The sequence below is a fragment of the Prochlorococcus marinus str. MIT 0918 genome (assembly GCF_027359415.1).
Taxonomy (GTDB): domain Bacteria; phylum Cyanobacteriota; class Cyanobacteriia; order PCC-6307; family Cyanobiaceae; genus Prochlorococcus_E; species Prochlorococcus_E marinus_C.
Genome location: NZ_CP114780.1, coordinates 403,064 through 427,939, shown reverse-complemented (window position 1 = coordinate 427,939; position 24,876 = coordinate 403,064). Strand labels below are relative to the sequence as shown.

General features: G+C 32.0%; 21 protein-coding genes and 1 tRNA gene. 10 read left to right on the top strand and 12 right to left on the bottom strand.

Features of this window, described 5'->3' with window-relative positions:
- Nucleotides 1–97 precede the first annotated feature (97 nt).
- From O5636_RS02275 to O5636_RS02265, 3 genes are all read right to left on the bottom strand, one after another.
- Nucleotides 98–898, bottom strand: coding sequence for an ABC transporter ATP-binding protein (locus tag O5636_RS02275; RefSeq protein WP_269623003.1), 801 nt, complete (start codon nt 896–898; stop codon nt 98–100).
- Nucleotides 899–995: 97 nt separating this feature from the next.
- Nucleotides 996–2,330, bottom strand: coding sequence for a Rieske 2Fe-2S domain-containing protein (locus tag O5636_RS02270; RefSeq protein WP_269623002.1), 1,335 nt, complete (start codon nt 2,328–2,330; stop codon nt 996–998).
- Between the two features lie 192 nt (nt 2,331–2,522).
- On the bottom strand, nt 2,523–2,702 hold the full coding sequence (locus tag O5636_RS02265; RefSeq protein WP_269623001.1) for a hypothetical protein: 180 nt from the start codon (nt 2,700–2,702) through the stop codon (nt 2,523–2,525).
- 1,021 nt (nt 2,703–3,723) lie between these two features.
- Here O5636_RS02265 and O5636_RS02260 point away from each other — a divergent pair.
- From O5636_RS02260 to O5636_RS02245, 4 genes are all read left to right on the top strand, one after another.
- On the top strand, nt 3,724–4,785 hold the full coding sequence (locus O5636_RS02260) for a chlorophyll a/b binding light-harvesting protein (protein ID WP_269623000.1): 1,062 nt from the start codon (nt 3,724–3,726) through the stop codon (nt 4,783–4,785).
- Nucleotides 4,786–5,043: 258 nt separating this feature from the next.
- Entirely contained in the window at nt 5,044–5,820 is a 777-nt protein-coding gene (locus tag O5636_RS02255) for a class I SAM-dependent methyltransferase (RefSeq protein ID WP_269622999.1), read from the top strand.
- A 62-nt stretch (nt 5,821–5,882) separates the two neighbouring features.
- Nucleotides 5,883–7,109 (top strand): hypothetical protein, encoded by a 1,227-nt coding sequence (locus O5636_RS02250; RefSeq protein WP_269622998.1) that lies wholly within the window; start codon nt 5,883–5,885, stop codon nt 7,107–7,109.
- Nucleotides 7,110–7,204: 95 nt separating this feature from the next.
- Nucleotides 7,205–8,029 (top strand): hypothetical protein, encoded by an 825-nt coding sequence (locus O5636_RS02245; protein ID WP_269622997.1) that lies wholly within the window; start codon nt 7,205–7,207, stop codon nt 8,027–8,029.
- Nucleotides 8,030–8,050: 21 nt separating this feature from the next.
- Here the strand turns inward: O5636_RS02245 and O5636_RS02240 are convergent, their stop codons facing one another.
- The 6 genes from O5636_RS02240 to O5636_RS02215 form a co-directional block, all read right to left on the bottom strand.
- On the bottom strand, nt 8,051–9,007 hold the full coding sequence (locus O5636_RS02240) for a methyltransferase domain-containing protein (RefSeq protein ID WP_269622996.1): 957 nt from the start codon (nt 9,005–9,007) through the stop codon (nt 8,051–8,053).
- A gap of 258 nt (nt 9,008–9,265) precedes the next feature.
- Nucleotides 9,266–9,342: transfer RNA gene (locus O5636_RS02235), tRNA-Met, on the bottom strand.
- A gap of 49 nt (nt 9,343–9,391) precedes the next feature.
- On the bottom strand, nt 9,392–10,348 hold the full coding sequence (locus tag O5636_RS02230; protein ID WP_269622995.1) for an asparaginase: 957 nt from the start codon (nt 10,346–10,348) through the stop codon (nt 9,392–9,394).
- Nucleotides 10,349–10,370: 22 nt separating this feature from the next.
- Nucleotides 10,371–10,871: a CGLD27 family protein gene (locus tag O5636_RS02225; RefSeq protein WP_269622994.1), complete on the bottom strand. Its 501-nt coding sequence runs from the start codon at nt 10,869–10,871 to the stop codon at nt 10,371–10,373.
- 10 nt (nt 10,872–10,881) lie between these two features.
- Nucleotides 10,882–11,235: a ribosome silencing factor gene (gene rsfS / locus O5636_RS02220; RefSeq protein WP_269622993.1), complete on the bottom strand. Its 354-nt coding sequence runs from the start codon at nt 11,233–11,235 to the stop codon at nt 10,882–10,884.
- Nucleotides 11,228–11,863, bottom strand: coding sequence for a DUF3318 domain-containing protein (locus tag O5636_RS02215; protein WP_269622992.1), 636 nt, complete (start codon nt 11,861–11,863; stop codon nt 11,228–11,230). Before O5636_RS02215 ends, rsfS begins: the two co-directional genes overlap by 8 nt.
- Nucleotides 11,864–11,984: 121 nt before the next feature.
- Between O5636_RS02215 and carB the strand changes: the two genes are divergently transcribed.
- Nucleotides 11,985–15,293 (top strand): carbamoyl-phosphate synthase large subunit, encoded by a 3,309-nt coding sequence (gene carB / locus O5636_RS02210; protein ID WP_269622991.1) that lies wholly within the window; start codon nt 11,985–11,987, stop codon nt 15,291–15,293.
- A gap of 26 nt (nt 15,294–15,319) precedes the next feature.
- On the opposite strand, the gene O5636_RS02205 is transcribed toward carB, so the two are convergent.
- Both O5636_RS02205 and O5636_RS02200 read right to left on the bottom strand, forming a co-directional pair.
- Nucleotides 15,320–15,553: a DUF6447 family protein gene (locus O5636_RS02205; protein ID WP_269622990.1), complete on the bottom strand. Its 234-nt coding sequence runs from the start codon at nt 15,551–15,553 to the stop codon at nt 15,320–15,322.
- Nucleotides 15,554–15,616: 63 nt separating this feature from the next.
- A complete protein-coding gene (locus O5636_RS02200) occupies nt 15,617–17,365 on the bottom strand; it encodes an ABC transporter ATP-binding protein (RefSeq protein WP_269622989.1) in 1,749 nt (582 codons plus the stop codon).
- A gap of 20 nt (nt 17,366–17,385) precedes the next feature.
- On the opposite strand from O5636_RS02200, the gene O5636_RS02195 reads away from it, so the two are divergent.
- Genes O5636_RS02195 through folP form a run of 3 tightly spaced genes read left to right on the top strand, consistent with a single transcriptional unit; the run spans nt 17,386 to nt 19,178 of the window.
- Nucleotides 17,386–17,601: an RNA-binding S4 domain-containing protein gene (locus O5636_RS02195; protein ID WP_269622988.1), complete on the top strand. Its 216-nt coding sequence runs from the start codon at nt 17,386–17,388 to the stop codon at nt 17,599–17,601.
- A 16-nt stretch (nt 17,602–17,617) separates the two neighbouring features.
- Nucleotides 17,618–18,352: a triose-phosphate isomerase gene (gene tpiA, locus O5636_RS02190; RefSeq protein ID WP_269622987.1), complete on the top strand. Its 735-nt coding sequence runs from the start codon at nt 17,618–17,620 to the stop codon at nt 18,350–18,352.
- Complete coding sequence (gene folP, locus O5636_RS02185; RefSeq protein ID WP_269622986.1) at nt 18,342–19,178, top strand: dihydropteroate synthase; 837 nt, start codon at nt 18,342–18,344, stop codon at nt 19,176–19,178. Before tpiA ends, folP begins: the two co-directional genes overlap by 11 nt.
- A 16-nt stretch (nt 19,179–19,194) precedes the next feature.
- On the opposite strand, the gene O5636_RS02180 is transcribed toward folP, so the two are convergent.
- Nucleotides 19,195–23,199 carry a magnesium chelatase subunit H gene (locus O5636_RS02180; RefSeq protein WP_269622985.1) on the bottom strand — a complete coding sequence of 1,335 codons (4,005 nt, stop codon included), beginning with the start codon at nt 23,197–23,199 and terminating at the stop codon, nt 19,195–19,197.
- Between the two features lie 131 nt (nt 23,200–23,330).
- On the opposite strand from O5636_RS02180, the gene dapB reads away from it, so the two are divergent.
- Together dapB and O5636_RS02170 are read left to right on the top strand one after the other, a co-directional pair.
- The gene (gene dapB / locus O5636_RS02175; RefSeq protein ID WP_269622984.1) at nt 23,331–24,182 is read left to right on the top strand and encodes a 4-hydroxy-tetrahydrodipicolinate reductase; all 852 of its coding nucleotides are present in this window, start codon (nt 23,331–23,333) and stop codon (nt 24,180–24,182) included.
- 18 nt (nt 24,183–24,200) lie between these two features.
- A complete protein-coding gene (locus O5636_RS02170; RefSeq protein WP_269622983.1) occupies nt 24,201–24,863 on the top strand; it encodes a hypothetical protein in 663 nt (220 codons plus the stop codon).
- The last annotated feature ends 13 nt before the right edge of the window (nt 24,864–24,876 follow it).

Genomic DNA, 24,876 nt, shown 5'->3' with positions numbered 1-24,876 from the left:
AAATAGTAATATTATAAATTCACATAATTTTACTAAGTTTTATTTTAAGAAGCAACCATTTATTTTAATAGTTATTTTGGCTATTATTATCATTATATTAATTTGAAAATTCTTTTGAGGGGGATATTCGCCAGAATCCATTTAAGAAATCTACATTAAGGTCATATTCATATAAATAACTAAGGTTCTTTGAAGTTAATATCTTATTTGGGTCACCATCTGCAATTATTTTTCCTTTTTTAATCAAAATAACTCTTTCTGTTTCTAGTATTATATTTTGAATATTATTAGTTACATATAACAATGTAATACCATCTTTAACTAATTTACTTAGACTATCTAGAAGTTCATATGTACATTTTATATCTAACATACTAGTAGGCTCGTCAAGTATTAATACCTTAGGTTTGTTTACAATTGCTCTAGCAATTAATACTCTTCTTTTTTGGCCATCGGATAAATCTGAATAATAATCACTAATACCATTAAGATTCATTTTACATAACAAATTATTTAATGCTTTTATATGAGCAGCTGTTATAAGTTTATAGTTGACTAGTCCATATGTACCCTGGAACCCGGAAAGAATAACATCTTTTACTAGAGTAGTATTTTTAATTCTAGAATCTATCTCTGTTATTAAAAATCCAATGTGAGTACGTAATTTCCATATATTTATATTATCTTCTCCAAATATTTTAATATGTGAATCTATTTGATATTTAGGATAAATGTGTTTAGTAATAGTTCTTATAAGTGTAGATTTCCCAGAACCATTGGGTCCAATAATAACTGTATTTTGTTTTATTGATAAGTTGAATGTTATTTGGTCAAGTATCTTTTTGTTTTTAAAATAAAGAACTAAATTTTTTACATTCAGCCATTCATTTTCTATCAAATCCTACTACTCCACATTGTAAAGAGTTGCCAACTAGAAAATAAAAATATAAAAAGATAGAGCCAGTTTAACCATGGAGGTCTTTGATAATTATTCATTATAGTATTAATAATAATAGTCCAATTGGTATAAGCATTCTAATTAATAGATTGATTTTTATACTCTGAGTATTTTTCTTTTGAAGCTTATTATTAGCAGGCGGATAAAGCATTGCTATATCTTGATGAACTGAATTAGTATCTGAGTTTATTGGGTGTATTTCCCATGGATTATCCTTGATATTTGAACTTTTAAACCAATCCCAATAATATTGAACCATTTTATCTTCTCCAAGTAATTTAACATTATCTTTTTCTACGTAACCCATTTGGTTATTAAATGTTTGAGTTCTCAAAATCATATAATCTTCGGTAAAAACTTTATAAAAAACTCTATGTTGTAATTTTCTAAATAATAGTAGCTCTGTAATTAATTTATTCTTCATAAATTTCCTATAATGTCTTACAATTACTCGTGCTTGATTTTTAGAAAGAGGGATATGATCCAATACTTGTATATACCTAGCTTCTTTTGGCTCACCTTTATATATAACTATTCTTCCAGGTGGTAAGAATTTTATTCTTATAAATTCTCCTTTAGTTTTATCTTTATATTTATATTTACTTTCTATTTGGTCTCTCTCTTTTGTTATTTCTTGATTAAAGCTTGTAATAACTTTTCTATTAACTTCATTATCAGGTATTGTTTCTCCATGTACCCAGAATAGATGGAGTATGTCTAAGTGATTTTCTATAATTCTTGCCCAATCACATTTAAAATCAACAACAACTTCTTCAAAAGCATATTCGTCAATATTAAAGCCATAGTTATTTATGAACCTTGTATATAAAGGATCAGTAACTTCAAAGTCATTTAAATTAGTTTTTGCTTTTCCTGTATAATAAATATATATGTAATCACCTACCTCTTTACAAATGTATTGGAAGAGATGAATCTTTGAAGCATAATTATCATAGTTATCATCTACTATATGGTTACAGGTTATCCTACTTAGGTTTGTACATTCACCTTTTGAAGAAAATCTTGCACCGTGGTAAGGACATACTAATTCTCCATCTATTACTTCTCCTCCTATAAATGATGCTCCTCTATGGGGACAAAGATCTTTGATACATCTCAAGTTGTTTTCTTTATCCTTGTATATAACAAGGGGTTCATTGAACATTGTGAAAAAATATGGCTTGTTATCTTTGAGTTCTCTGGTACTACAGACTGCATACCACCCAAGTAAACCATTTTTTAGTTGATTAGAAGGTTTTTGAGATGTGCTTACTAACTTCTCATGATTATTTCGTTCCAACAAATTATTATTAGTGGACGAATCATTATCCAAATTTAACTTCTTAAATTGTGCAACTCCTTCATCGTTCATAGCTTGCTGTCTTTTAAAGCAATAAGTTTTATGCTTTAAGCAAATTTGATACTACCTTATTAGGATTGAAAAGATCGTTCAAAGTCCTTGAATTTATAGGTTCTGTTAAGTGAATAAACAATTAAATAAAAAAATAATAGTTTATTGTTTCAAAATATGATAAATATTCTTTAAGTTGCTATTGTATGATACCTATTTTTCAAATGTATTTTCTAAATATTGAGTAGCTTCTTCAAGATCATTGCAGAATTTACAAGTTCCTAGGTAGCAACCTAAATACCTAAGGAATGAACTTTTCCCTCCACTTAATTCATATTTATGAACAGTCCCACCTTGGCGGGTTGTGTGAACTAGTTCTGGAAGTGAAGGCATTTGTTAATTTTATTTCTTAAAAAATGCTTTACATGGCTGCAAAAGCAATGAGTATTTCTTACTATATTTTTTATTTTATTCTATTCTCCTTATTATAAAAGTACTATTTTAAGGCAGTAAAATAAAAATTTTGCCAAGTGATTTTGTGATTATTCTTTTATTATTATATGAATCATAATATATTTTCTGGTTTAATTCTTGATTACTATTTCTTACATAGCCTTGCTAAGGCCGATGTCTATTGTGAATGATCTTGTTAAGTATTTTTCTTTTACCAGTTAATTGATTAAATATTATTAGAGGAAAACTATAAATATAATAAGTTAATAATCAATGTATGAAAGGGATTATCAGATAACTATAATATGTATTAGGAGATTATTTTATTATTCATAATAATACTTATACTTCCAAATAGATTTAATTAGTAATGCAAAATATGTTTTGGTACTTATTGTAGTTATTACTTCTTCTGATTCACTCTTTACCTAGATACTTCCTTCTAATAATATTAGATTGTTAGTCAGCTTAGGCTTTAGTGTTAAAACTAATAATTTGTATACTTAATATTTGCTCTTAGATTGGATATCGCCTCTTGTGCACTTCTCATAAGTTAATTTTATCTATTTAACTCGATGAATAATCTTTTTTGACCAATGCCTTTTTTTTTGGCCTGATATTTTATTTTTTTTTTATATTTATGGCTAATGCCCTTAAAAGTGATTTTGCTTCTCGAGGTTATTAGCTCTGTACTGAAAAAGCTTAAAAGCTTGTTTCTGGTTAGGATCCCTCCAATATCCTTTTTAATTTCATCCTCAAAAATAAAGACATGGCTCTGATTCATAATTGTCATAAGCTTTAAATTAATTCGTTAAGCTATCCACTTTTTTTATTTAGTTTTCATTCATTAATTAAGCTAAATAGGAGCGATTGAAAACATTTTCAATAAGCCATGTAAATTTTCTGGCTATCTCTCGCAACTTTTGTATATCTTGGATCCGTATTTTATTACCAATCACACGTGCAGACCTACGGAGACCCCAACGTTTCCTATGCATGGTATGCGGCGAATGCTGGAGCTGTTACTAACAAATCCGGTAGATTCATTTCCTCGCATATTGCGCATACGGGCCTCATTTGCTTCGGAGCTGGTGCAAACACCCTTTTTGAATTAGCTCGTTACAACCCTGATTTGCCCATGGGCTCTCAAGGGCTTGTTGTACTTCCTCACCTAGCTGGAATTGGTTTAGGTGGGATATCTAATGGTGTATTCACTGATACCTATCAGTTGTTAGTTGTTGCCATACTTCATCTGATCCTTTCAGGTGTATATGGCGGTGGCGGAATGCTTCATGCCTTTAGATATGAGGAAAAACTAGAAAGTTATCCTGCTACATCAAGAGCGAATAAGTTCAAGTTTGACTGGAATGATCCAGACAGACTTACTTTCATCCTTGGCCATCATCTTTTATTCCTAGCTGCAGGAAACATTCAATTCGTTGAATGGGCTAAGTGGCATGGAATTTATGACTCAGCAGCTGGTGTAGTTCGCCAAGTTGAGTACAACCTTGATCTTGGAATGATCTGGAACCATCAATTTGATTTCCTTTCTATTAGTAGTTTGGAAGACATTATGGGTGGACATGCTTTCTTAGCATTCTTTATGAGTGCTGGTGGTATTTTCCATATTCTCACCAAGAATTATGGTGAATACAATTCATTTAAAGGAGCAGATCTCCTTTCTGCAGAATTTGTTCTATCCACATCCCTAGCTGGAGCTGCATACACAGCTTTTGTTGCAGCCCTATGGTGTGCAAGCAATACAACTATCTACCCAGTAGATCTTTATGGTGATGTTCTTCAGTTCAAGTTGGGGGTAGCTCCATATTGGGTTGATACAGATACATCACTTGCAGCTGATGCCCACACAGGACGTGCATGGTTGACCAATGTTCACTTCTACATTGGTTTTGTATATCTTCAGGGACACTTCTGGCATGGTCTAAGAGCTTTAGGCTTTGACTTCAGAAGTATTGGCAAGTTGTTTGACAACCTTGAAACATCTCAAATTAAATTGGATTAATAATCTATAGATTATTTTTCTATCTGATTTGTGATAAAAAGCCCTGCTTTATAGCAGGGCTTTTTAATGCAATGAATTAAAAGAGTTTATTGATTGCTTGAGGTAACTTTTTATATCTGGAGTTTAATAAGGAATTTAGTTATACTCATTTCATTGATATCAATTTGCTTATTATCCTAAAGAAGGTAATTATTGTATCTGATTTCTTTCATCTAGATTTTTCCAATAGATTGTCATTAATAGGAGGCCTTGATTTTTTTGTCAAATAAAGTATTCCCTACTGAAGAATTTGAAAGCCTATTCCTTAAAGAAAATGGAAATTGGTGGTTCCTCTCAAGAAATTCTATTCTTATATGGGTTTTACGTAACAAAGTAAATAAGTTTTCTAATTATTTAGAAGTAGGATGTGGAACAGGGTTTGTTCTAAAGGCTTTAGCAAATGAATTTCCGGAAGTAAGTCTTAATGCTAGTGAATACTATGAGGAGGGTTTAGTGTATGCAAGGAGAAGGGTCCCTTCATGTAATTTTAAATGTATAGATGCAACAATAATGAGTGAAGAAAATACTTACGATTGTATAGGAACATTTGATGTATTAGAGCATATAGAAAATGATCAAAAAGTAGTTTCTAATTTATATAAAGCATTAAAACCTAATGGATCCTTACTTATATCTGTGCCCCAGCATAACTGGCTATGGTCTCATACAGATGAATTTTCAAACCATTGCCGAAGATATTCTAAAAGAGGTTTACTTAACTTACTTAAGTCAAAAGGTTTTGAGGTTATATATTCAACTTCATTTGTAAGTCTATTACTACCAGTTATGTTCTTACAAAGGCGGCTTATAAATAACAATCCAAGAAATTATGATTCTAAGGCAGAGTTAGGTATAGATCCTAATCTTAATTTGGCATTATATTTTTTGATGAAAGTAGAAATATTCATTTTAAAACTAGGTTTTATATTTCCATTAGGAGGTTCATTGCTTGTTTTAGTAAAGAAAGGGATAGAGAATACTAATGAAATAAAATGAATTCTATCTAATTATCAACTTGAATCTCATGCCAAGCCTTAGGCTTTATTTTGCAAAGTAAAATGAAATTCTTAATTCACGTCAATAAATTAAATAAAACATTTAAGAATCTTGTTGCATTATCATTTGGGATCTTTATTTCAATAATTACAGCTGAAACTATAGCTAGACTTTTGCCAGCTTCTGACTCTACTTCAATTGTATTCCCAATTCAATGCCCAGAGAATTCAATAATTAATATTAAATGTTTTCATCGCAGAAAACCTTTTTCTAAATTGAGGTATATAAAAGGAGCATTTCCTCCATTTCCTATTGATGTAATTAAGAATGTAAATGATATAGGGCAATTTTCTGATATAGATTTTAGTCAATATTCTAAAAATAATATCAATAGCATACCAATTATTTCTATAGGAGATTCTTTTGTAGAAGCTAAACAAGTAAGAAATGATGAATCTTTTCATGGGATATTAACCCATAGTAAAATTTATCAAAATAAAACTAAAAGGAAATTAAATATTGTCTCAACATCTATAGGAGCAATGGGATATTCTTTTCCTCATTATGTTAAGGCCCTTGAATTTGCTTCAAACAAAGCAATGATTCAGGATTCTTATGTAATAATTACTATTATTTCGAATGATTTTGAAACGTCTTTTAAAGAATATAGTTCTATTGCTGCAAAAGGATACTTCTTTTTCAAACTCGATTCTAATAATATTATTTTTGATCCTTATTTAGAAAATTTTAGAGCTATATTTAAAAGATTTATTGTAAATAACTTTGCATTATCTAGATATATAATTATAAACTTAGAAGCAGCAGGAATATTTTATAGCAAACCTTTATGTTTCTTATGGGATGCTTGTGTAGAAGGTAAAATAGCAGCTAATATTATAGATTCTGAAATTGATACTGATCATCAACGTTATATAGATGGATACCATTCGTCTGATTTGCTTATTTATAATATTGAACGTTTAAGGAAATCTTCATTAGAAAGAAAAAAAACAATTTTTATTTTTGATGCTGATCGGCAGAATATATATGACGAAAGAATACCTAAAAGTAGTTATTTTGAAATGCAACGTAACTATCTAATGAATAAACTCAAAAGCAAAGGTTTTAGTATAATTGATTTGGATAATGATTTTAGAAGGGTATTTAAGACTACAAATCATAAGTTTGAATTTATTAATGATGGACATTGGAATCCTTATGCTCATAAAGTAGTTTCTGAATCTATTATTAAAGCTATTACTAAAATAGAAAATAGTATCAACAAATAATTAATTAGATTAGCTTGCACAATATACACTTATAATTTATATTGTTAAAGATTTTATTTTACAAAAATCAGTAAAAAACTGTATAACGCTAGTATATGTATACTAATTCTTTAGCAAAAGATCATTTTTTCTATTATGTAAATGGGAAGAAAGTAATAAGAAGTTTTCAAGGACAGATTCTTTCTGATCCTAAAAATGAGATCCTGTTACTTTCAGACCATAATATATTAGAGCATCATAAAAATAATAATAGGGGTTATTTTGTTTCTAGATTTTTAGATAACACACAATTTATTAATCTTAGAAAATCTGTATATGATTATATTGGTAAAGTTTTTGAAATTAATTTATCTTCAGATAACGTAGATGATATGTTCCAGAAAATGGAAGATACTTTCTTTTACAAGAGAGTAAGGAAGCTATATAATACTGGAATAGGTTTTGATGAATTACCTTTTAAAGTAACCGATTTAGAACATTGGGTCTCTAATAATCTTGGAAAGAATTTACAGCTTCAACATATAAATCACGTACCAGCCTTGTTAATTAGAATTATTAGGCCCGCAGCTAATGATTTTAATCCACCTCATAGAGACGTTTATATATCACATTTAAGAAATGCTATTAATAGCTTCATGCCAATTTATGGGGTTAATAATGATAGTTCTCTTTCGTTAATAGAAGAAAGTCATTTCTGGAATGAAAATTCGATTATAAGAACTCTTTTAAACCCTATTATTGACAAGAAGAAATTTTCAGTACCAGCTATTCTTTCAAAAGCTTCTAAAGAGCCATTAAATCTTATTAGACCAATAGTAGATTATGGAGAAATTATGATTTTCTCACCATATTTAATTCATGGTGGAGCTATTAATTTAAGTAAACACACAAGGATTAGTCTAGAATTTAGATTCTTGTAAGTTTGATTTCTTACATCATCTTTAGAGTATTTTAAAAATAACTTCCCAACCTCCACAAAAAGGCCATTTAATGCCGAAAATATATGTTGGCATCTTAAGTATTGCCGATAGTATATACGTTATGAATTGTTTACTTGGACTAGCATTAATAAAACTTGTTCTAGACATAACTATTTTGTAATTTCTATTAATCAGCTTACGCAATACTTTCCCTTCATAGAAATCTCCGCCCATGTCATATAAGTGAATAGGATATAAAGTATCAATTTTTATCTTTATTCTCTTTAATAATGCCGCTAAGGGAATTATCCATGGAGTTCTCATGTAAATTATGCCATCACGATTTATTTTTGATATTATTATAAAAAGATCATTAATTGGATCGGTTACATGTTCCAAGATTGAAGATGCTATACAAATGTCAAAGGTAGCTAATTCTGGCAGATCACTTAAAGTTCTATATGATTTAGTTTTTATTCCTATTATATTTTTTTTTAACTCTGGTTTACTGTAATCACAAATATTTAGCTCAAATTGAATATTCCCTAAAAGCTTTCTAAGTTTTTTTAAAATTTCTATTGAGAGTTGTCCAGTGCCTCCACCAAAATCAAGAACATGTATTACTTTTGTATTTAATAGCCTATCTCTATTATTTAATTGTCGATATAGATTTTTAGCAATATGCGATGCTGCATGCCCAAGTCTATCTCCTACATTAACTTCTGTTTTTGAAAGTAAGTTCTGCTTTTCGTTATAAAGATTTTCTATGAATGCTTTTTTAGGTAAACATGAGCATTGTGTAATTCTGCAATCTGTGCATCTCGTAAAGTAAATATTAGGGTTTGATTGAACTTCAAGAGCTCTCTCCAATTTATATGATCCACATATTCTGCAGGATTTTATTTCAGCTTCACTAACGTCATTGGTCCTTAAATTAATCCCTTTTATCCCAGGATCAGCAACATTTATTTTATTCATACAAATAATTTACTTATCCTCTACTATTATATATATATATATATAAGACTAACTAAAAAGATCTCTACCTAGAGTGACTAGTATAACTAGATAGCCCTTGGTCTGAAGAGGCATAATAACTCTAGATTGCCTAGGTATGTTTTTTATTGGTATTGAATAAATTAGAAGAAAAGTTGTATTTAGATGCTAGAGGGATTTATTTTAATTAATATTTTTAGCTGACATTAAAAAAAGCCAGTCAAAGACTGGCTTTTATGTTGGTGGCGGGGGGGAGATTTGAACTCCCGACCTTCGGGTTATGAGCCCGACGAGCTACCAGACTGCTCTACCCCGCGATGCTCTATAAGCATACATGTGAATGTACCAATTGCTTATATAAAAGATTTAGTTTTCTTGAAATTTTAGTTGACCCTCCACTTCAAGTTCTAATCCTGGTTTTATTTTTAAGACCTGATCTTCTAGTTCCTGAAGGCTTATTGGAGTCATCCATTCTAATTGCTTTAACAAATGAAGAGCTACAGCTTGCTTGGCTCTTTTAGAACCATCTTGAACCTTTATAGCAATTCCCATTCCATCACCTAGTTTGCTTATGCATTGAATTCCTTCAGAACCTCCCTTGCATAACAATTGTCCATGAGCTCTTTTTATTACTTCTGTATCAAATTTACCTATGCCAGCAATTAGTTCAGGTTGTCTTATCATTGCTCGATTAATTTGTTCTAATTCGCTATGTGTTGAATCTCCTAAATGTGCATAAAGTAACGCCATTTGATCAAGTTGCATTTTTAGTGTAGGTGCACCGCAATCATCTTTGGCTGAGATGAGTTCTTCACGCGGTATTCCAATTAGTTCTGAAACTCTTCTATTAATTTCAATTTGAAGAGGATGATTAATATCTAAATAATTATTTAATGGCCAATTCATTTTTTTACAGGTTGCTAAAAATGCAGCATGTTTTCCAGAACAATTATGTTCAAGTCTATTATTTTTTCCTTCTGGTATTGGGCATTGAAGTTGAGAAGCTTCAATTTTTGAATACCATAAAATTTTAAATGATTGCCGAGCATGATTTGTTGTTCCAGCATGGGAACTACATGCTATTGCAAGTGTTTTTTCATCTAATAATGAATTTTTATAAGCACCTGAACTTACAAAAGGAATAGCTTGGAATGGTTTTAATGCAGATCTTATAAATGTTGTGTATTTTGGATCTCCAGCTTTCATTAATATCCGGCCTTTTTTGTCACATATAACAGCATTAACTATATGAACAGACTCTATAGATGAGTTTCTCTTAAGATAAACTCTTAAGTAATTCCTATTCATATTATCTAAGTTCATATTTTTATTAATGTTCATTAATTTAGTTGAATTTGTATACTATTAGAGAGGATGAAAATATAAAGATTAACGTTAGCACAAAGAGTGATCTTTTTAACGTTGTTAATATTGGCATTAGGTCATTATTTGCAACTAGTTTATCTCTATTCTGCCAAATAATGGGTTTTTTCCAACTTTGACCATCATGCCAATCTGTTTCTTCATAGTTAATAGCTTCAGATTTAAGCCTTTTGTAAACATAACTCCATCCAAGTAATTGTCTTATTAATAAGATGAAAGGTATAAGGAGACTAGATAAAAAAGAAATGATTAAATAATTAAACAGATCATTTTTTAGAGAATAGCTACCACTAATTATGATTAGAAATATTGGTAGAAATAATAACCAAGTTATAAATAACCTTATATTAAGTTGAATAGACCCTTTTAATGGCCAAGAAAAAAAAATTGATTTAGATAATTCAATGAATTCCTGTAATGGTATTTGTTTTATAGGAACAGGACTGTAATTTGATTGTTTCAAGGTTATTTGATCAATACTGTTCTGAATAATTATGGGTTATTCCATTGCTCCAAAAGGCTTCTAGTTCATAGTACTTTCTTTCCTTAGGTTGAAATATATTAATTATTATGTCTCCATAATCAAGCAAAGCCCACTTTGCTTCGATAACACCTTCTTTTCTTAAAGGTAATAAGTTTGCATCTTCATTTAATTTAATTTCAATTGCTTTAACTATTGATCTTACTTGAACGTCTGATAAACCTTCGCTAATCATAATCCAATCAGCAAGGCTTGAAACCTTTTCAATTTGAATCAACTTAATATTCGAAGCTTTAAGATTATCTGCTGCTTCTGCAGCAATCTTAATTAACCTTTTACTATCCATATACATTTTCACTCGTTATTGATTGACTAGAGCCTTCCTGTGACGCCATTTCTGCTCTTGCTCTTTCTGCACTTTTCCTAAGTGCCTCTAGCCTATCTTCGTAAAATGATCTTTTTTTCTTTTTACGTGTTTTTTCGATTAAATCTTTAAGTGCTCCCCCAAGACTTTTATAAGCATTAGGAACACTATATCCAAACCTACATGCCAGATCAATTGCTCTTTCGTCAGCCGAAATGGCATCTTGTATTCTCTTTTCTGAATTGTTTTTTAAATAAAGTCTGTAACCTGCAAAACCAGAAAGTCCTAAAGCCATTAAAAGTAATAAACCATCTTGAACCCATAATTCTCCAATTGCACCACCAAGACCAATAGCTAGAGCTGCCATCTCCCAGCCATCTCTTGGAATTGTATCGTTTTGAATTCTTCCAACTTCATGCCAGAAAAGTAAATTTCTATGATCAAGTGCAAATGTTTCCCATTGTTCTATATCTATTTGTATTTCAACTTCATCTCTTCCAATCTCTTCCAAGTCGATAAGAGGAGGATCTATAGCTGCTGCAGGTTCTACGAAAACCCAGCTTTGATTTTCAGGTGGAAGTAGTCCTTTTAAACGCTGTAGCTCGCTCATGGTTTAGCTTCTCAATCCAAACAACTTAGCTATTATTTGTATGTTAGTAGCGACTTGGTTAGCTGACTCTTATCAGCTTGAATAGAAGCTACATGAAAATCAGAGCAAATTATTAAAAACAATGCCACGGCGTAAAGATATACGTCGCATATTAATTCTTGGTTCAGGTCCAATTGTTATTGGCCAGGCCTGTGAATTCGACTATTCAGGTACTCAAGCCTGCAAAGCCCTCAAGAATGAGGGATATGAAGTTATTCTTGTTAATTCAAATCCTGCCTCGATCATGACAGATCCTGAAATGGCAGACAGGACATATATAGAACCTTTAACCACAGAGGTCATAACAAAAATCATTGAATTAGAGAGGCCTGATGCTCTTTTGCCAACTATGGGAGGACAAACGGCTCTTAACGCAGCAGTAGATTTATCTGAATCTGGAAATTTGAAAAAGTTTGGAGTTGAACTAATAGGAGCAGATTTAATTTCAATTAAAAAGGCTGAAGATCGTCAATTGTTTAAAAGTAGTATGGAAAAAATAGGAGTAAATGTATGTCCATCTGGAATAGCTTGTGATATTGAGGAGGCTAAGATTGTTGGTTCTAATATACATTCTTTTCCTAGAATAATTAGACCTGCTTTTACCTTAGGTGGTACTGGAGGTGGTATTGCTTATAATGAAGAGGAGTTTATAGAGATCTGTAAATCAGGTATAGAATCTAGTCCAGTATCTCAAATACTTATAGAAAAGTCTTTATTGGGATGGAAGGAATTTGAATTAGAAGTAATGAGAGATATATCAGATAATGTAGTTATTGTATGTAGTATAGAGAATTTTGATCCAATGGGGGTACATACTGGTGATTCTATAACTGTTGCTCCAGCGCAAACATTAACTGATAAAGAATATCAAAGGTTAAGAGATCAATCTATTAAAATTATTAGAGAAATAGGTGTTGCAACTGGTGGTAGTAATATTCAATTTGCTATTAACCCTATTGATGGTGAAGTAATCGTTATTGAAATGAATCCGAGGGTTTCAAGATCTTCAGCATTAGCAAGTAAAGCGACAGGATTTCCGATTGCAAAAATCGCAGCACTTTTGGCTGTTGGTTATAGATTAGATGAGATAACTAATGATATAACAACAAAAACTCCTTCATGTTTTGAGCCAACAATTGATTATATCGTTACTAAAATCCCTCGTTTTGCGTTTGAAAAATTTAATGGATCTCCTGCAATTTTAAATACATCCATGAAATCTGTTGGTGAAGTGATGGCTATAGGTAGATGTTTTGAGGAGTCTTTTCAAAAAGCTTTGCGATCATTAGAAACTGGTTTATCAGGTTGGTCATTTGATGAAAATAATCTTCCTTTTGGCTTAAGTGAAATTGATAGATTCTTAAGAGTTCCTTCGCCAGATAGAATAATAGCAATTAAATTAGCAATGTTAAATGGTAAATCTGATGATTATATAAATTCTCTATCGCACATTGACCTTTGGTTCCTATCAAAATTAAGAAATATAGTTAACGCAGAAACAAGGCTAAAAAAACTTAACAATATTAGTAATTTAGACCCCAAATTTTTATTTGAGCTTAAGCAATTAGGATTTTCAGATATTCAAATAGGAGATTCTTTTAGTATTAGTGAATATGATATTAGGTCTATAAGAAAGAAATATAATATAATACCTACTTATAAAACTGTAGATACATGTGCAGCAGAGTTTGAGTCAAGTACACCCTATCATTACTCTACATATGAAAAGCCTTTTTATCTAATTAATTCTGATGGAACTACCATAGAAAAAAAACAATTGTCAGAAATTAATAAATTTAAAAATAAGAAAATACTGATTCTAGGAGGTGGTCCTAATAGAATAGGTCAGGGAATCGAATTTGATTATTGTTGTTGTCATGCTTCATTTCAATTACAGAAAGAAGGCTTCAATACAATAATGCTTAATAGTAATCCAGAAACTGTTTCAACTGATTATGACACTAGTGATTGTCTTTATTTTGAACCTTTAACTTTAGAAGATGTCTTGAATGTTATTGAGCAAGAAAGACCAGATGGCGTAATAATTCAGTTTGGAGGACAAACACCTCTAAAACTTTCTATTCCTATCTTTAAATGGTTACAATCTGAAGACGGGAAAAAATCAGGCGCAAAAATACTTGGAACATCTCCTACTTCAATAGATACAGCAGAAGATAGAGAACAATTTGATCAGATATTAAATCAATTAAAGATCCGACAACCTAAAAATGGAATTGCTAGATCATCATTTGAAGCAGAACAAGTTGCGAAAAAGATTTCATACCCTTTAGTTGTTAGACCCTCTTATGTTCTTGGTGGTAGAGCAATGGAAATAGTTTATGAGAAGAATGAATTACAAACATATATGAAACAGGCCGTTAAGGTTGAACCTGATCACCCAGTGTTGATAGATCAATATTTAGAAAATGCTATTGAGGTAGATGTAGATGCTTTATCAGATTCTACTGGTAATGTTGTTATTGCTGGCCTTATGGAACATATAGAACCAGCTGGAGTTCATTCTGGAGATTCAGCTTGTTGCTTGCCATCAGTATCACTTTCTCAAAGTTCTATTGAAATTATAAAACAATGGACAAAATCTATATCTAATTCATTAAATGTAACTGGATTAATAAACCTTCAGTTTGCTGTTCAAAAAGATATTTTGGGTATAGAAAAAGTATTTATTATTGAGGCTAATCCAAGAGCCTCAAGGACAGTTCCTTTTGTTTCTAAGGCAACTGGATTACCTATAGCAAGATTAGCTACAAGTCTTCTTATAGGAAAAACATTAAGTGAACTAGGGATACACAATGAACCAGTTCCTCCACTGCAAACCATAAAAGAAGCTGTATTGCCTTTTAGAAAGTTTCCTGGATCTGACAGTGTTTTAGGTCCTGAGATGAGATCCACTGGTGAAGTTATGTCCTCAGCAAATAATTTTGGTATGGCATACGCAAAGTCAGAAATTTCAGCAGGAGAGGCTCTCCCAACTAAGGGAATAGTATTTTTATCTGCTAATGATAGGGATAAGTCAGGTTTGATTCCTATTGCGCAAGGCCTTGTTGATTTGGGGTTTTCATTGAGAGCTACATCTGGTACTGCAGAATTTATATCAAAAGCAGGTATTGAAGTTTTAAAAGTGTTAAAAGTCCATGAAGGTAGACCTAACATTGAGGATCAGATTAGGTCTGGTCATATTCAGCTGATTATTAATACACCTATTGGTAGGCAAGCCATTCATGATGATAAATATTTACGAAGGGCTGCGCTTGATTACTCAGTTCCAACTCTTACTACTTTAGCTGGTGCTAGAGCTGCGGTAGAGGGTATTTATGCACTACAAAATGAGGATATATCTGTGAATGCATTGCAAGATATCCACAAATAGTAAGTTAATTGATTAGAAAAATTAATTCACTTTTCTTCTAAGGATTTAATATTTCTCAGACTTTCACTAAGTTGTTTAGCCATAGATTGCCTGCCAACTGCCAATACTTTAAGTGTATCTTCATATAGCCTTAGTTGATTATCTGCTACTTGAAGCCCTTTTAGAATTTCCTTTGTTTCATCTGGTAATTCTTTTACATTATAGCGTTTACCATCAAATGTAAGTATCGGGTCTGATTGTTCTTTATAAGGGATAGCCATTTAAATTAGATATTTTTATTATTATATAGTAGTAAATTTATTAATTAATAATAATTACATTAGTTAATTTAATTGTCTTTTATCTCTAATAAATTGTTTTTCACATAGATCTCTATATTTTCCATCACTTTTCATTAGATCATCATGCTTGCCTATCTCTTTAACTGTACCTTCTTCAAGAAGAATAATTTTATCTGCTTCTTGGGTCGTAGATAATCTGTGCGCTATTACCAAAACTGTTCTGTTTTTCATTGCTTGAGATAATCCCATTTGAACAGATCTCTCAGCTTCTGCATCAAGTGCACTAGTGGCTTCATCTAATAACAATATCGATGGATTACCTAGAACAGCTCTTGCGATAGAAATTCTTTGTAATTGTCCACCTGATAAATTAGTGCCTCTTTCTTCTATATAAGTATTATATTTATTAGGAAAGTTCATTATGAATTCATGAGCATTAGCTATTTTAGCTGCTTCAATAACATCCTCAAGTGTATACTTTCTTCCAAACCTAATGCTTTCTATAATTGAGCCTGAAAGAATGTTAACTTTTTGAGGAACAATAGCCATTCTCTTCCTTATTTCTTTAGTATTAGTAATTGATATATTGTTGCCATCAATATAAATCTCACCTTTCTGAGGACTGATGAACTTTAACAGTAGAGAAAATATTGTGCTTTTACCAGCGCCTGAGGGGCCTACTAAGGCTACCATTTCTCCTGGATTAATATTTATGGATATGCTATTAATTACTTGCTTGTTATTTACATAAGAGAAAGATACATTATTAAAATGTATTCTTCCATGATCTCTTGATATTTTATTAGGAATATTATTAATCTCTGGTTCTATAGGCTCATTCTCAATTTCTCGTAGTCTTTTAAGTGATGCTTGCCCTTGTTGAAGTTCATTAAAATTTGTAGTTAAATGGCTAATAGGATCAATTAACATTAATAAAGCTGCAAAGAAACTACTAAACTCTTGTCCATTAATTGCACCTGTTTGAATTCTTAAGGCACCTATAGCTAGAACTATTAATATGCCTAGAGCTTCTATAAATCCAATTACAGGATGTTGCAAAGCTATTTGTTTTAACGATTTATATTTTGCATATCTATGGAGTTCTACTTCATCGTTAAATCTTTTCTGTAACCATTTCTCTGATCCAAAGGCTCTTATAAGAGGTAATATTTGTATAGATTCAGAAAGTAAACTTGCAAGATTGCTTATTTGTTTCTGACTTCTTTCTGTTGTTAATAACACTTGCTCTCCAAATTTACCAACTAATAATGAAATTATTGGTGCTAATAGAATAGTTGCCAGTGATAGATTTATATCTAGAAAGAACATATAACCTATAACAGCTATCAATTGAAATGTACATGGTAGGGTGTCTTGGATTGTTTTATATATAACCTCACCTACTCTATCTGCATCTTCTGTTAATCTATATGTTATATCTCCTGTAGAAAGTTTTTCTATTGATTCTATTTTTATTTTTTGTAACTTGTTAAATATATTTTGTCTCAATTCCTGACTTATTTTTAGGGCTGGTTTGGCCAAAATAGTATCTTGAAGGTATTGAGATGATTTTTGAATTAAAAAAACTAGTAGAGATTGGACTATTATTTTTATTACTGTTTCTAAATCACCTTCTCCTATTGCTGGAATGAGTTTTCCTGCCAACCAAGCTAGTAGGGGCCAACATGCTACATAGATAATCATAAAAATCCCCCCTAAAAATATTTGATGCGAATAGGGGGATAAAAGTGGCACTAACCTTTTGAAGCTAAATTCTGAACTTGAAATCATTTTTTTGACTGTCTTTTTTTATGAAATTGGATCAATTTTTAAAATGGATTGGAGTTGCTGGATCTGGAGGTCAGGCAAAACACCTTATTAGTGGTGGACATGTAGCAGTAAATGGTTTCATAGAGACTAGACGCGGCAGACAATTACGTCAGGGTGATCTTGTCTCTTTGGCTAACAATGAGTACATCTTTTCAAATAATCAACCCCTAGGCCGTAAGTTAGATAATAGCGATTAATTACGAGGGACTAAGAGTGCGTAAAACAGTTATTGCTGGTAATTGGAAGATGCACATGACATGTGCTTCAGCAGTTGAATATATGACTAAGTTTTTACCTTTAGCTAAGGAATTTCCCTCAGATCGTGATGTTGTAATAGCACCCCCATTTACTGCAATTTCTACCTTAAGTTCTCTTTTAAAAGAAACAGATGTCTTTATATCAAGTCAGAATGTTCATTGGGAGGATCAAGGTGCTTTTACAGCAGAAATCTCACCACAAATGCTATTAGAGCATGAAGTACGCTACGCAATAGTTGGTCATAGTGAACCAAGAAAATATTTTAGTGAAAGTGATGAACAAATTAATCTTCGCGCTAGGTCAGCACAGTCAAATGGTTTAATACCTATCGTTTGTGTAGGAGAAAGTATTGAACAGAGAGAACGAGGTGAAGCTGAGCGTGTAATTAGGCGTCAAGTTGAACAAGGCCTAGAACAATTAGATGCTAATAATCTTGTAATTGCATATGAACCAATCTGGGCGATTGGTACAGGAAGAACATGTGAATCAAAAGAGGCAAATAGAATTTGTGGACTAATAAGAGAATGGGTAGGAACTTCAGATCTAGTAATCCAATATGGCGGTTCAGTTAAGCCTTCGAACATTGATGAAATTATGTCAATGAGTGATATTGATGGAGTGCTAGTAGGAGGAGCATCATTAGACCCAATAAGTTTTGGAAGAATAGCTAATTTTAATATTGAAAACTAATCTTTTGCTAGAAATTATATATAAAAAAAACACCTCTATAATGGGAGTTCTTAATATTACTCCTGATTCATTTAGTGATGGAGGTTTATATTATAAACCAGAAGATGCTATAAATAAGGCAAAGCAGCATATAAAATCTGGAGTTGATATATTAGATATAGGTGGACAAAGTACTCGCCCGGGAGCTAATTTTGTTAGCCCAGAAGAAGAACTAAATAGAATTCTCCCTATAGTAAGAACCTTACGTAAATTACATCCTAATTTAATATTATCAGTAGATACTTTCCATTCGAAAGTTGCAGAAGAGGTTTTAAATATTGGAGTAGATGTAATAAATGATGTCACTGGAGGAAGGCATGATCCAAAAATATTAGATGTTATTTCAGCTTCTAAATGCACTTTTGTCATTACCCATAGTAGAGGTAATAGTAAAACAATGAATGACTTTGCTTGTTATAAAAATGTAGGAGTAGAAGTTTTTAACGAACTGATGATACAGGTAGATAAAGCGATTAATGCAGGAATTTCATCTGATAGGATAATTATAGATCCAGGTTTGGGATTTGCTAAAGACAATAAACAAAATATTACTCTTTTAGCAAATCTAGAAAAATTTACCAATACAAAATACCCTGTTTTAGTAGGCCCATCTAGAAAGAGATTTATCGGACATGTTCTTAATGAGAGTGATCCAAAAAAAAGACTATTAGGGAGTTTGGCTGTTGTTTGTAGGTGTGTTCAAGCAAAAGTTAATATAGTCAGAGTTCATGATATTAAAGAAACTTCTCAAGTTATTAATATGTCAAATTATTTGTGGAATTATTAAACTAAGATTTTATTGACTAATCAGTTTCAACGCCTTCTATTTTGTCTTCAACCTCTTGATATAATTCTTTCAATTGTTCAATATTTTCTTCTGAAGTATCCCAATAACCTCTACCATTAACTTCTAATAATGTTCCTACAATTCTACGGAAACTATGTGGATTTAATTCCATCAGTCGTTTTCTCATTTCAGGATCATTTATAAATGTTTCATTAGATTCTTCATATACAAAATTATCTACTTGGCCACTTGTTGCACTCCACCCTAATGTGTAATTAAGTCTATTAGAAACTTCTCTTACACCTTCATAGCCTGAATTAAGCATTCCTTCATACCATTTCGGGTTAAGCAATTTAGTTCTTGAATCTAGTCTGATTGTTTCACTTAAAGACCTAACTTGAGCATTTGCGGTAGTTGTATCAGCTATATAGCTATTTGGTTTTTTACCATCCTCTCTTAATTTTGATATTAAATTTGTTGGATCAGAATCAAAATAATGACTTACATCTGTGAGAGAAATTTCTGATGAATCTAGATTCTGAAATGTTACATCTGCCGTCTTCATAACTGATTCAAATACTTTTCTGTTTTGATTCATCTCTCCTGGATTGTCAGCATTAAAAGCATAAGTCTTTCTAGAAAGATACATTTCTTGTAATTCATTTTCTTCTTCCCAAGTAGAGTTTTCAACAGCTAAGTTAACATTTGAGCTATAACTTCCACTAGAATTGGAGAATACCCTGCAGGCAGCATCTCTTAGTTCTATGCCTTCTGATTTGGCTTGTTCAAGTGCATGTTTTCTAACGAAATTATCATTAATTGATTCATCTGCTTCTGCAGCCATTTTGACAGCTTGATCTATTAATGCCATTTGATTAATAAATAAATCTCTGAAAACACCTGAACAATTAACCACGACATCTATTCTTGGTCTGCCAAGTTCCTCTAGAGGAATTAACTCAAGTTTATTCACTCTACCTACAGAGTCTGGTTTTGGTTTAACACCAACAAACCAGAGTATCTGAGCTAATGATTCACCATAAGTCTTGATGTTATCTGTACCCCATAAAACACATGCAATTGTCTCAGGCCATTGTCCTTCTTCTTCTTTTTGTTTTTCTATAAGTTTTTCTACTACTCCCTTTGCTGCTGCTACAGCTGCTGTAGTTGGGATTGATTGAGGATCTAAGGCATGTATATTTTTACCACTTGGAAGTACACTTGGATTTCTTATTGGATCTCCACCTGGCCCAGGTAAAACATAATCTCCATCTAAAGCTTTTAAAAGACTATCCATTTCTTTATCAGCACAAATTTGATTTAAACAAAATCTCAAATAATCAAATAATTTATCCAGTTCTTTACTATCAACATTTTTAAAGTTGTTTTTTATACATTGGCTTTGCCATGGGGAAGGTATTTTGAATCCTATTGAGCGTAGGAATTCAATAATTTGTTCTGAAAAATTTTTCTTAAGTGTAACTCTTCCATCTGAACCTGTAAGGGATATAACCATAGCTCTTACTGCAGATCTTGCAGTTTCAGTTATCTTCTTATTTAGTTCAACATCTATTAGTTCACCTTTATTATTACCTTTATATATATCATCTATATTCCGTTCAATTGCTTCTGCAAGTAATCCCGGTAGAGATCTGATTTTTTCTTGTTCTCTTTCTAAAGAAGCTATACTTACAAGACTTGCTATAGCTTCTTCCGCTGTAGGTGGCATGCCTATTGTATGTAAACCACAAGGAAGTAATCTACTTTCTATTTCCATCAATTGACTGTAAATTGATCCAACAACAGAATCTCTTTCATCCAAACTTATTGTAGAAGCATCTTCATCTGGAAGATCTACATCTTTGTCTAGATTACATTGTTTTGCTGTTTCTATAATTGCGTTAATTATTTGAATCCCTCTTCCACTTTCCCGCAATTGTTGATAAGAACCTACTAATTCACTTAATTCTTTTAGACCTTTATATAGGCCAGCATTCTCAGCTGGTGGTGTTAAATAACTGATTGTAGATGCATATCCTCTCCTTTTAGCAATTGTTGCTTCAGATGGATTATTGGCTGCATAATAGTAAAGATTAGGTAGTCCTCCTATAAGTGAATCTGGATAACATGTTTCACTCATTCCCATTTGTTTACCAGGCATAAACTCTAATGAGCCATGAGTACCAAAGTGGAGGACAGCATCAGCATCCCAGACCTTTTCTAAATAAGTGTAATAAGCGGCAAAACCATGATGAGGACTTGCACTTTTGGAGTAAAGCAATCTCATTGGATCGCCTTCGTATCCAAATGTTGGTTGAACACCTACAAATACGTTCCCAAAATGACAACCATATATCAAAAGGTTTTGCCCGTCGCTATTAAGGTTCCCAGGAGGTTTGCCCCAGTTTTCTTCTAATCTTGATGAATATGGCGTAAGCTTTTCATATTCTTTAACGGTCATTTTATGAGCAATTGTTAATTCAGGAGAACCTTCTAAAGCCTCTGGGTCACTAATTAATCTCTCCATTAACAATTTTGGAGTTTTTGGTAAATCTTGAATGTCATATCCTTTTAATTTCATTTCTTGCAAAACTCTGTGAATCGAGCCAAATACATTTAAATAAGCTGCTGTACCTACATTTCCTTTGTCAGGAGGAAAACTAAAAACAGTTATTGCCAGCTTCTTAAGATTTCTTGGTTTTATCCTTAATGAGGACCATTTAATTGCTCTTTGAGCTATTGCATCAACCCTATCTTGAAGAGTATGAGCCTTACCGGTTGCATCATCTCTTCCAGATAAGACTATAGGTTCAATAGCTCCATCTAATTCTGGGATTGCAATTTGCAAAGCAACTTGAACAGGATGAAGACCAAGATCACTTCCTTCCCACTCTTGTGTTGTTTGAAAAACCAATGGCAGAGCAACCATATAAGGCCTATTTAGTTTTTTAAGTGCTTCTATGGCTTTTGGATGATCTTGTCTTGCTGGACCACCAACTAAAGCAAATCCTGTCAATGAGACAACTCCATCAGTTAAGGGTTCGTTTTGATTATTTGGATCGTAAAAGAATTTTTCAACTGGTTTTGAAAAGTCAAGACCGCCACAAAAAATTGGAATTACAGTTGCTCCCCTATATTCAAGTTCTTGAATTACAGCTACATAATGTGCATCATCTCCAGTAACTATGTGACTTCTTTGCAATACCAATCCAATTGAAGGACCTTTTAATGCTTTTTGAGAAAGATCAGCTCTATTTTTAGTCCAATTAATATATTCATTTATATCCTCAAACATTTTTGGTGCAAGTGGATGCCATATTCCTAAATCTGGAAATACCTTAGGCTCATTAACTTTAATGTCCAAATTATTATCTTCTTCTATTACATATTTATCAGCTAATAATAAGTAAAAGTTTTTAAGGTTTTCAGGTGTTCCACCTAGCCAATATTGAAAACCCAAAATAAAATTTCTAGCATCTTGCGCTTTGTCAACAGGTAGAAATTTAAGGATTGAAGGAAGTGTATTTAGTAGCTTAAGCATTGAATCTTGAAACCCAGCCCCATCAGCCTCTTTTCTTTTTTTCATAAAATCGCCTATAAGACTTTTGCTCTGACCTAACTGAGCCATAGAAAAAGTCCCGAGTTTATTCAGCCTCATTACTTCAGGCATTGAAGGAAAAACAATTGATGCTTTTAATCTTTGTTTATGGGGTTCAACAGCCTCAACTACTTTTTGTGCTAAATCTTCTATAAAAATAAGTGAACCTATAAATACATCTGCTTGAGCTATATCGGTTTTAAAATCTGAATAATTTGTTGAGTCTCTTAATTCTTCAATTAAATACCCATTTAGTTCTATTCCTATTGGGCCATTTTGTTCATTTAGTTCTTTTGCCGCTTCTGAAAGTGCATTTTGGTATTGAGGCTCTAAAACCAAGTAAACTAACTTCATTATATATTTATGATTTTGGCCTTCTACAGGCAATACTCTGCGATTGGCTGAGCGAACCTGTGTAAACATCTTTCTATGAGCTAGGTATTTTGACCAAGCCTACGTTTATAAGGGGATTAACTGTGGCTTTTTCTTAATGGATGTTACATCTAATTTTTATAATCCCCTGTAATTACTTGATTTAACCTGAAATTAATTCAATGAATAATCACACATCCCAAAAAATTCCGGTATTAGTAGCAGGTGCTCTTGGGAAAATGGGAGCAGAAGTTATTAAGGCACTAACACAATCAAAGCAATACGAATTAGTAGCAGCAATTGATAATGCTCCAGATAAGCAAGGGCATGACATTGGTCTTGAGTTAGGTATTAATTCCTTGGACATTTCCATTACTTCTGATTTAGAAGCTTCTTTATGTTTTGCAAGTCAATCAATTAGAAATAATAATGGCAATAATGGCGCTGTGCTTGTAGATTTTACTCATCCTAAAGTTGTTTATGAGCATACAAGGGCAGCAATAGCTTATGGAGTTCACCCTGTAATAGGAACTACTGGCTTAACTTCTAATCAAATTGATGAGCTAACTATTTTTTCTGAAAAAGCATCTATTGGTGGAGCAATTATCCCAAATTTTTCTATTGGAATGGTCCTTTTGCAGCAAGCCGCAGCAGCAGCTGCCCATTTCTACGATTTTATTGAATTAACAGAATCTCACCATAACGAAAAGGCAGATGCTCCTAGTGGGACATGTATAAAAACAGCAGAAATAATTGAAGAATTTGGAAAGCAATTTAACTCTATGCAAGTTGAAGAAAGTGAATCATTAGAAGGATGTAGAGGTGGTCTTAGAAAAAGTGGTTTAAGAATCCATTCAGTTAGGCTTCCTGGGATAGTTGCTCATCAACAAGTTATGTTTGGTTCAAAAGGAGAAACGTATTTATTAAGTCACAACACAATTGAAAGATCTGCTTATATGCCAGGTGTATTGCTTACAATTAAAAAAGTTAGGTTTTTAAATTCTCTTATTTATGGACTTGAAAAAGTCATTTAAAGCTTATTAAATTAACGAATGCTTATTCCACTACGTCGATATGAGTTGGATAAACTAATACCTGCGGTAGCTACAAGCAATCAATTTAATGCAGCGTTAGGCAATCCAAGGAAAATTCTTCAAAGAATAATTATTTCTTCTATTGGTGGTGTAATAACATTGCTCATAAGTCAGAGTCAGGTTACCAGTCAGTTTTATTCACTTTGGTTAATACTTGGAGTTGTGTTTCTTTTATATTTACTATGGGGACCAATATTAGAAGCAAGTAGAAAAAATTCAAAAATAAAGTCTAATCTATTTGCTGCTATTTTTGAAGGTAAAGTATTAGATGTTTTTACAGAGGAACTTGTTGAATCTAGTCATGAGCAAGCTAATGAAATGGGAGAACTAGAATTAATAGAAAATAAAAGGACTTGGTTAGTCCTAGAACTAGGAGATGAAGATGGTTATCTATCTAATATAAGATTCCCATTAGAAAATAAACATCAGGTCATTAGCATTGATTCAATAGTTAGGTGCATAGTTTTTAGTAATAAGAAAGACTTTTCTCGTATTTTAAATATCAGTGATGCTTGGTTGCCAAGTAAAAGAATATGGGTTGGGGAATATCCTTACTTACTTAAACCAGCTTTTGAAGAACTATGTTCTTTAAGGTTAAGAGATAATCAATATGATAAATAGTCAAATAAACCTA

Coding starts and splice junctions, on each gene's coding strand:
- O5636_RS02270 (WP_269623002.1), bottom strand. CDS start 2,330: ATGAACGATGAAGGAGTTGCACAATTTAAGAAGTTAAATTTGGATAAT.
- O5636_RS02265 (WP_269623001.1), bottom strand. CDS start 2,702: ATGCCTTCACTTCCAGAACTAGTTCACACAACCCGCCAAGGTGGGACT.
- O5636_RS02250 (WP_269622998.1), top strand. CDS start 5,883: ATGAAATTCTTAATTCACGTCAATAAATTAAATAAAACATTTAAGAAT.
- O5636_RS02245 (WP_269622997.1), top strand. CDS start 7,205: ATGTATACTAATTCTTTAGCAAAAGATCATTTTTTCTATTATGTAAAT.
- O5636_RS02240 (WP_269622996.1), bottom strand. CDS start 9,007: ATGAATAAAATAAATGTTGCTGATCCTGGGATAAAAGGGATTAATTTA.
- O5636_RS02230 (WP_269622995.1), bottom strand. CDS start 10,348: ATGAACTTAGATAATATGAATAGGAATTACTTAAGAGTTTATCTTAAG.
- rsfS (WP_269622993.1), bottom strand. CDS start 11,235: ATGGATAGTAAAAGGTTAATTAAGATTGCTGCAGAAGCAGCAGATAAT.
- O5636_RS02215 (WP_269622992.1), bottom strand. CDS start 11,863: ATGAGCGAGCTACAGCGTTTAAAAGGACTACTTCCACCTGAAAATCAA.
- carB (WP_269622991.1), top strand. CDS start 11,985: ATGCCACGGCGTAAAGATATACGTCGCATATTAATTCTTGGTTCAGGT.
- O5636_RS02205 (WP_269622990.1), bottom strand. CDS start 15,553: ATGGCTATCCCTTATAAAGAACAATCAGACCCGATACTTACATTTGAT.
- O5636_RS02200 (WP_269622989.1), bottom strand. CDS start 17,365: ATGATTTCAAGTTCAGAATTTAGCTTCAAAAGGTTAGTGCCACTTTTA.
- O5636_RS02195 (WP_269622988.1), top strand. CDS start 17,386: ATGAAATTGGATCAATTTTTAAAATGGATTGGAGTTGCTGGATCTGGA.
- O5636_RS02180 (WP_269622985.1), bottom strand. CDS start 23,199: ATGTTTACACAGGTTCGCTCAGCCAATCGCAGAGTATTGCCTGTAGAA.
- dapB (WP_269622984.1), top strand. CDS start 23,331: ATGAATAATCACACATCCCAAAAAATTCCGGTATTAGTAGCAGGTGCT.
- O5636_RS02170 (WP_269622983.1), top strand. CDS start 24,201: ATGCTTATTCCACTACGTCGATATGAGTTGGATAAACTAATACCTGCG.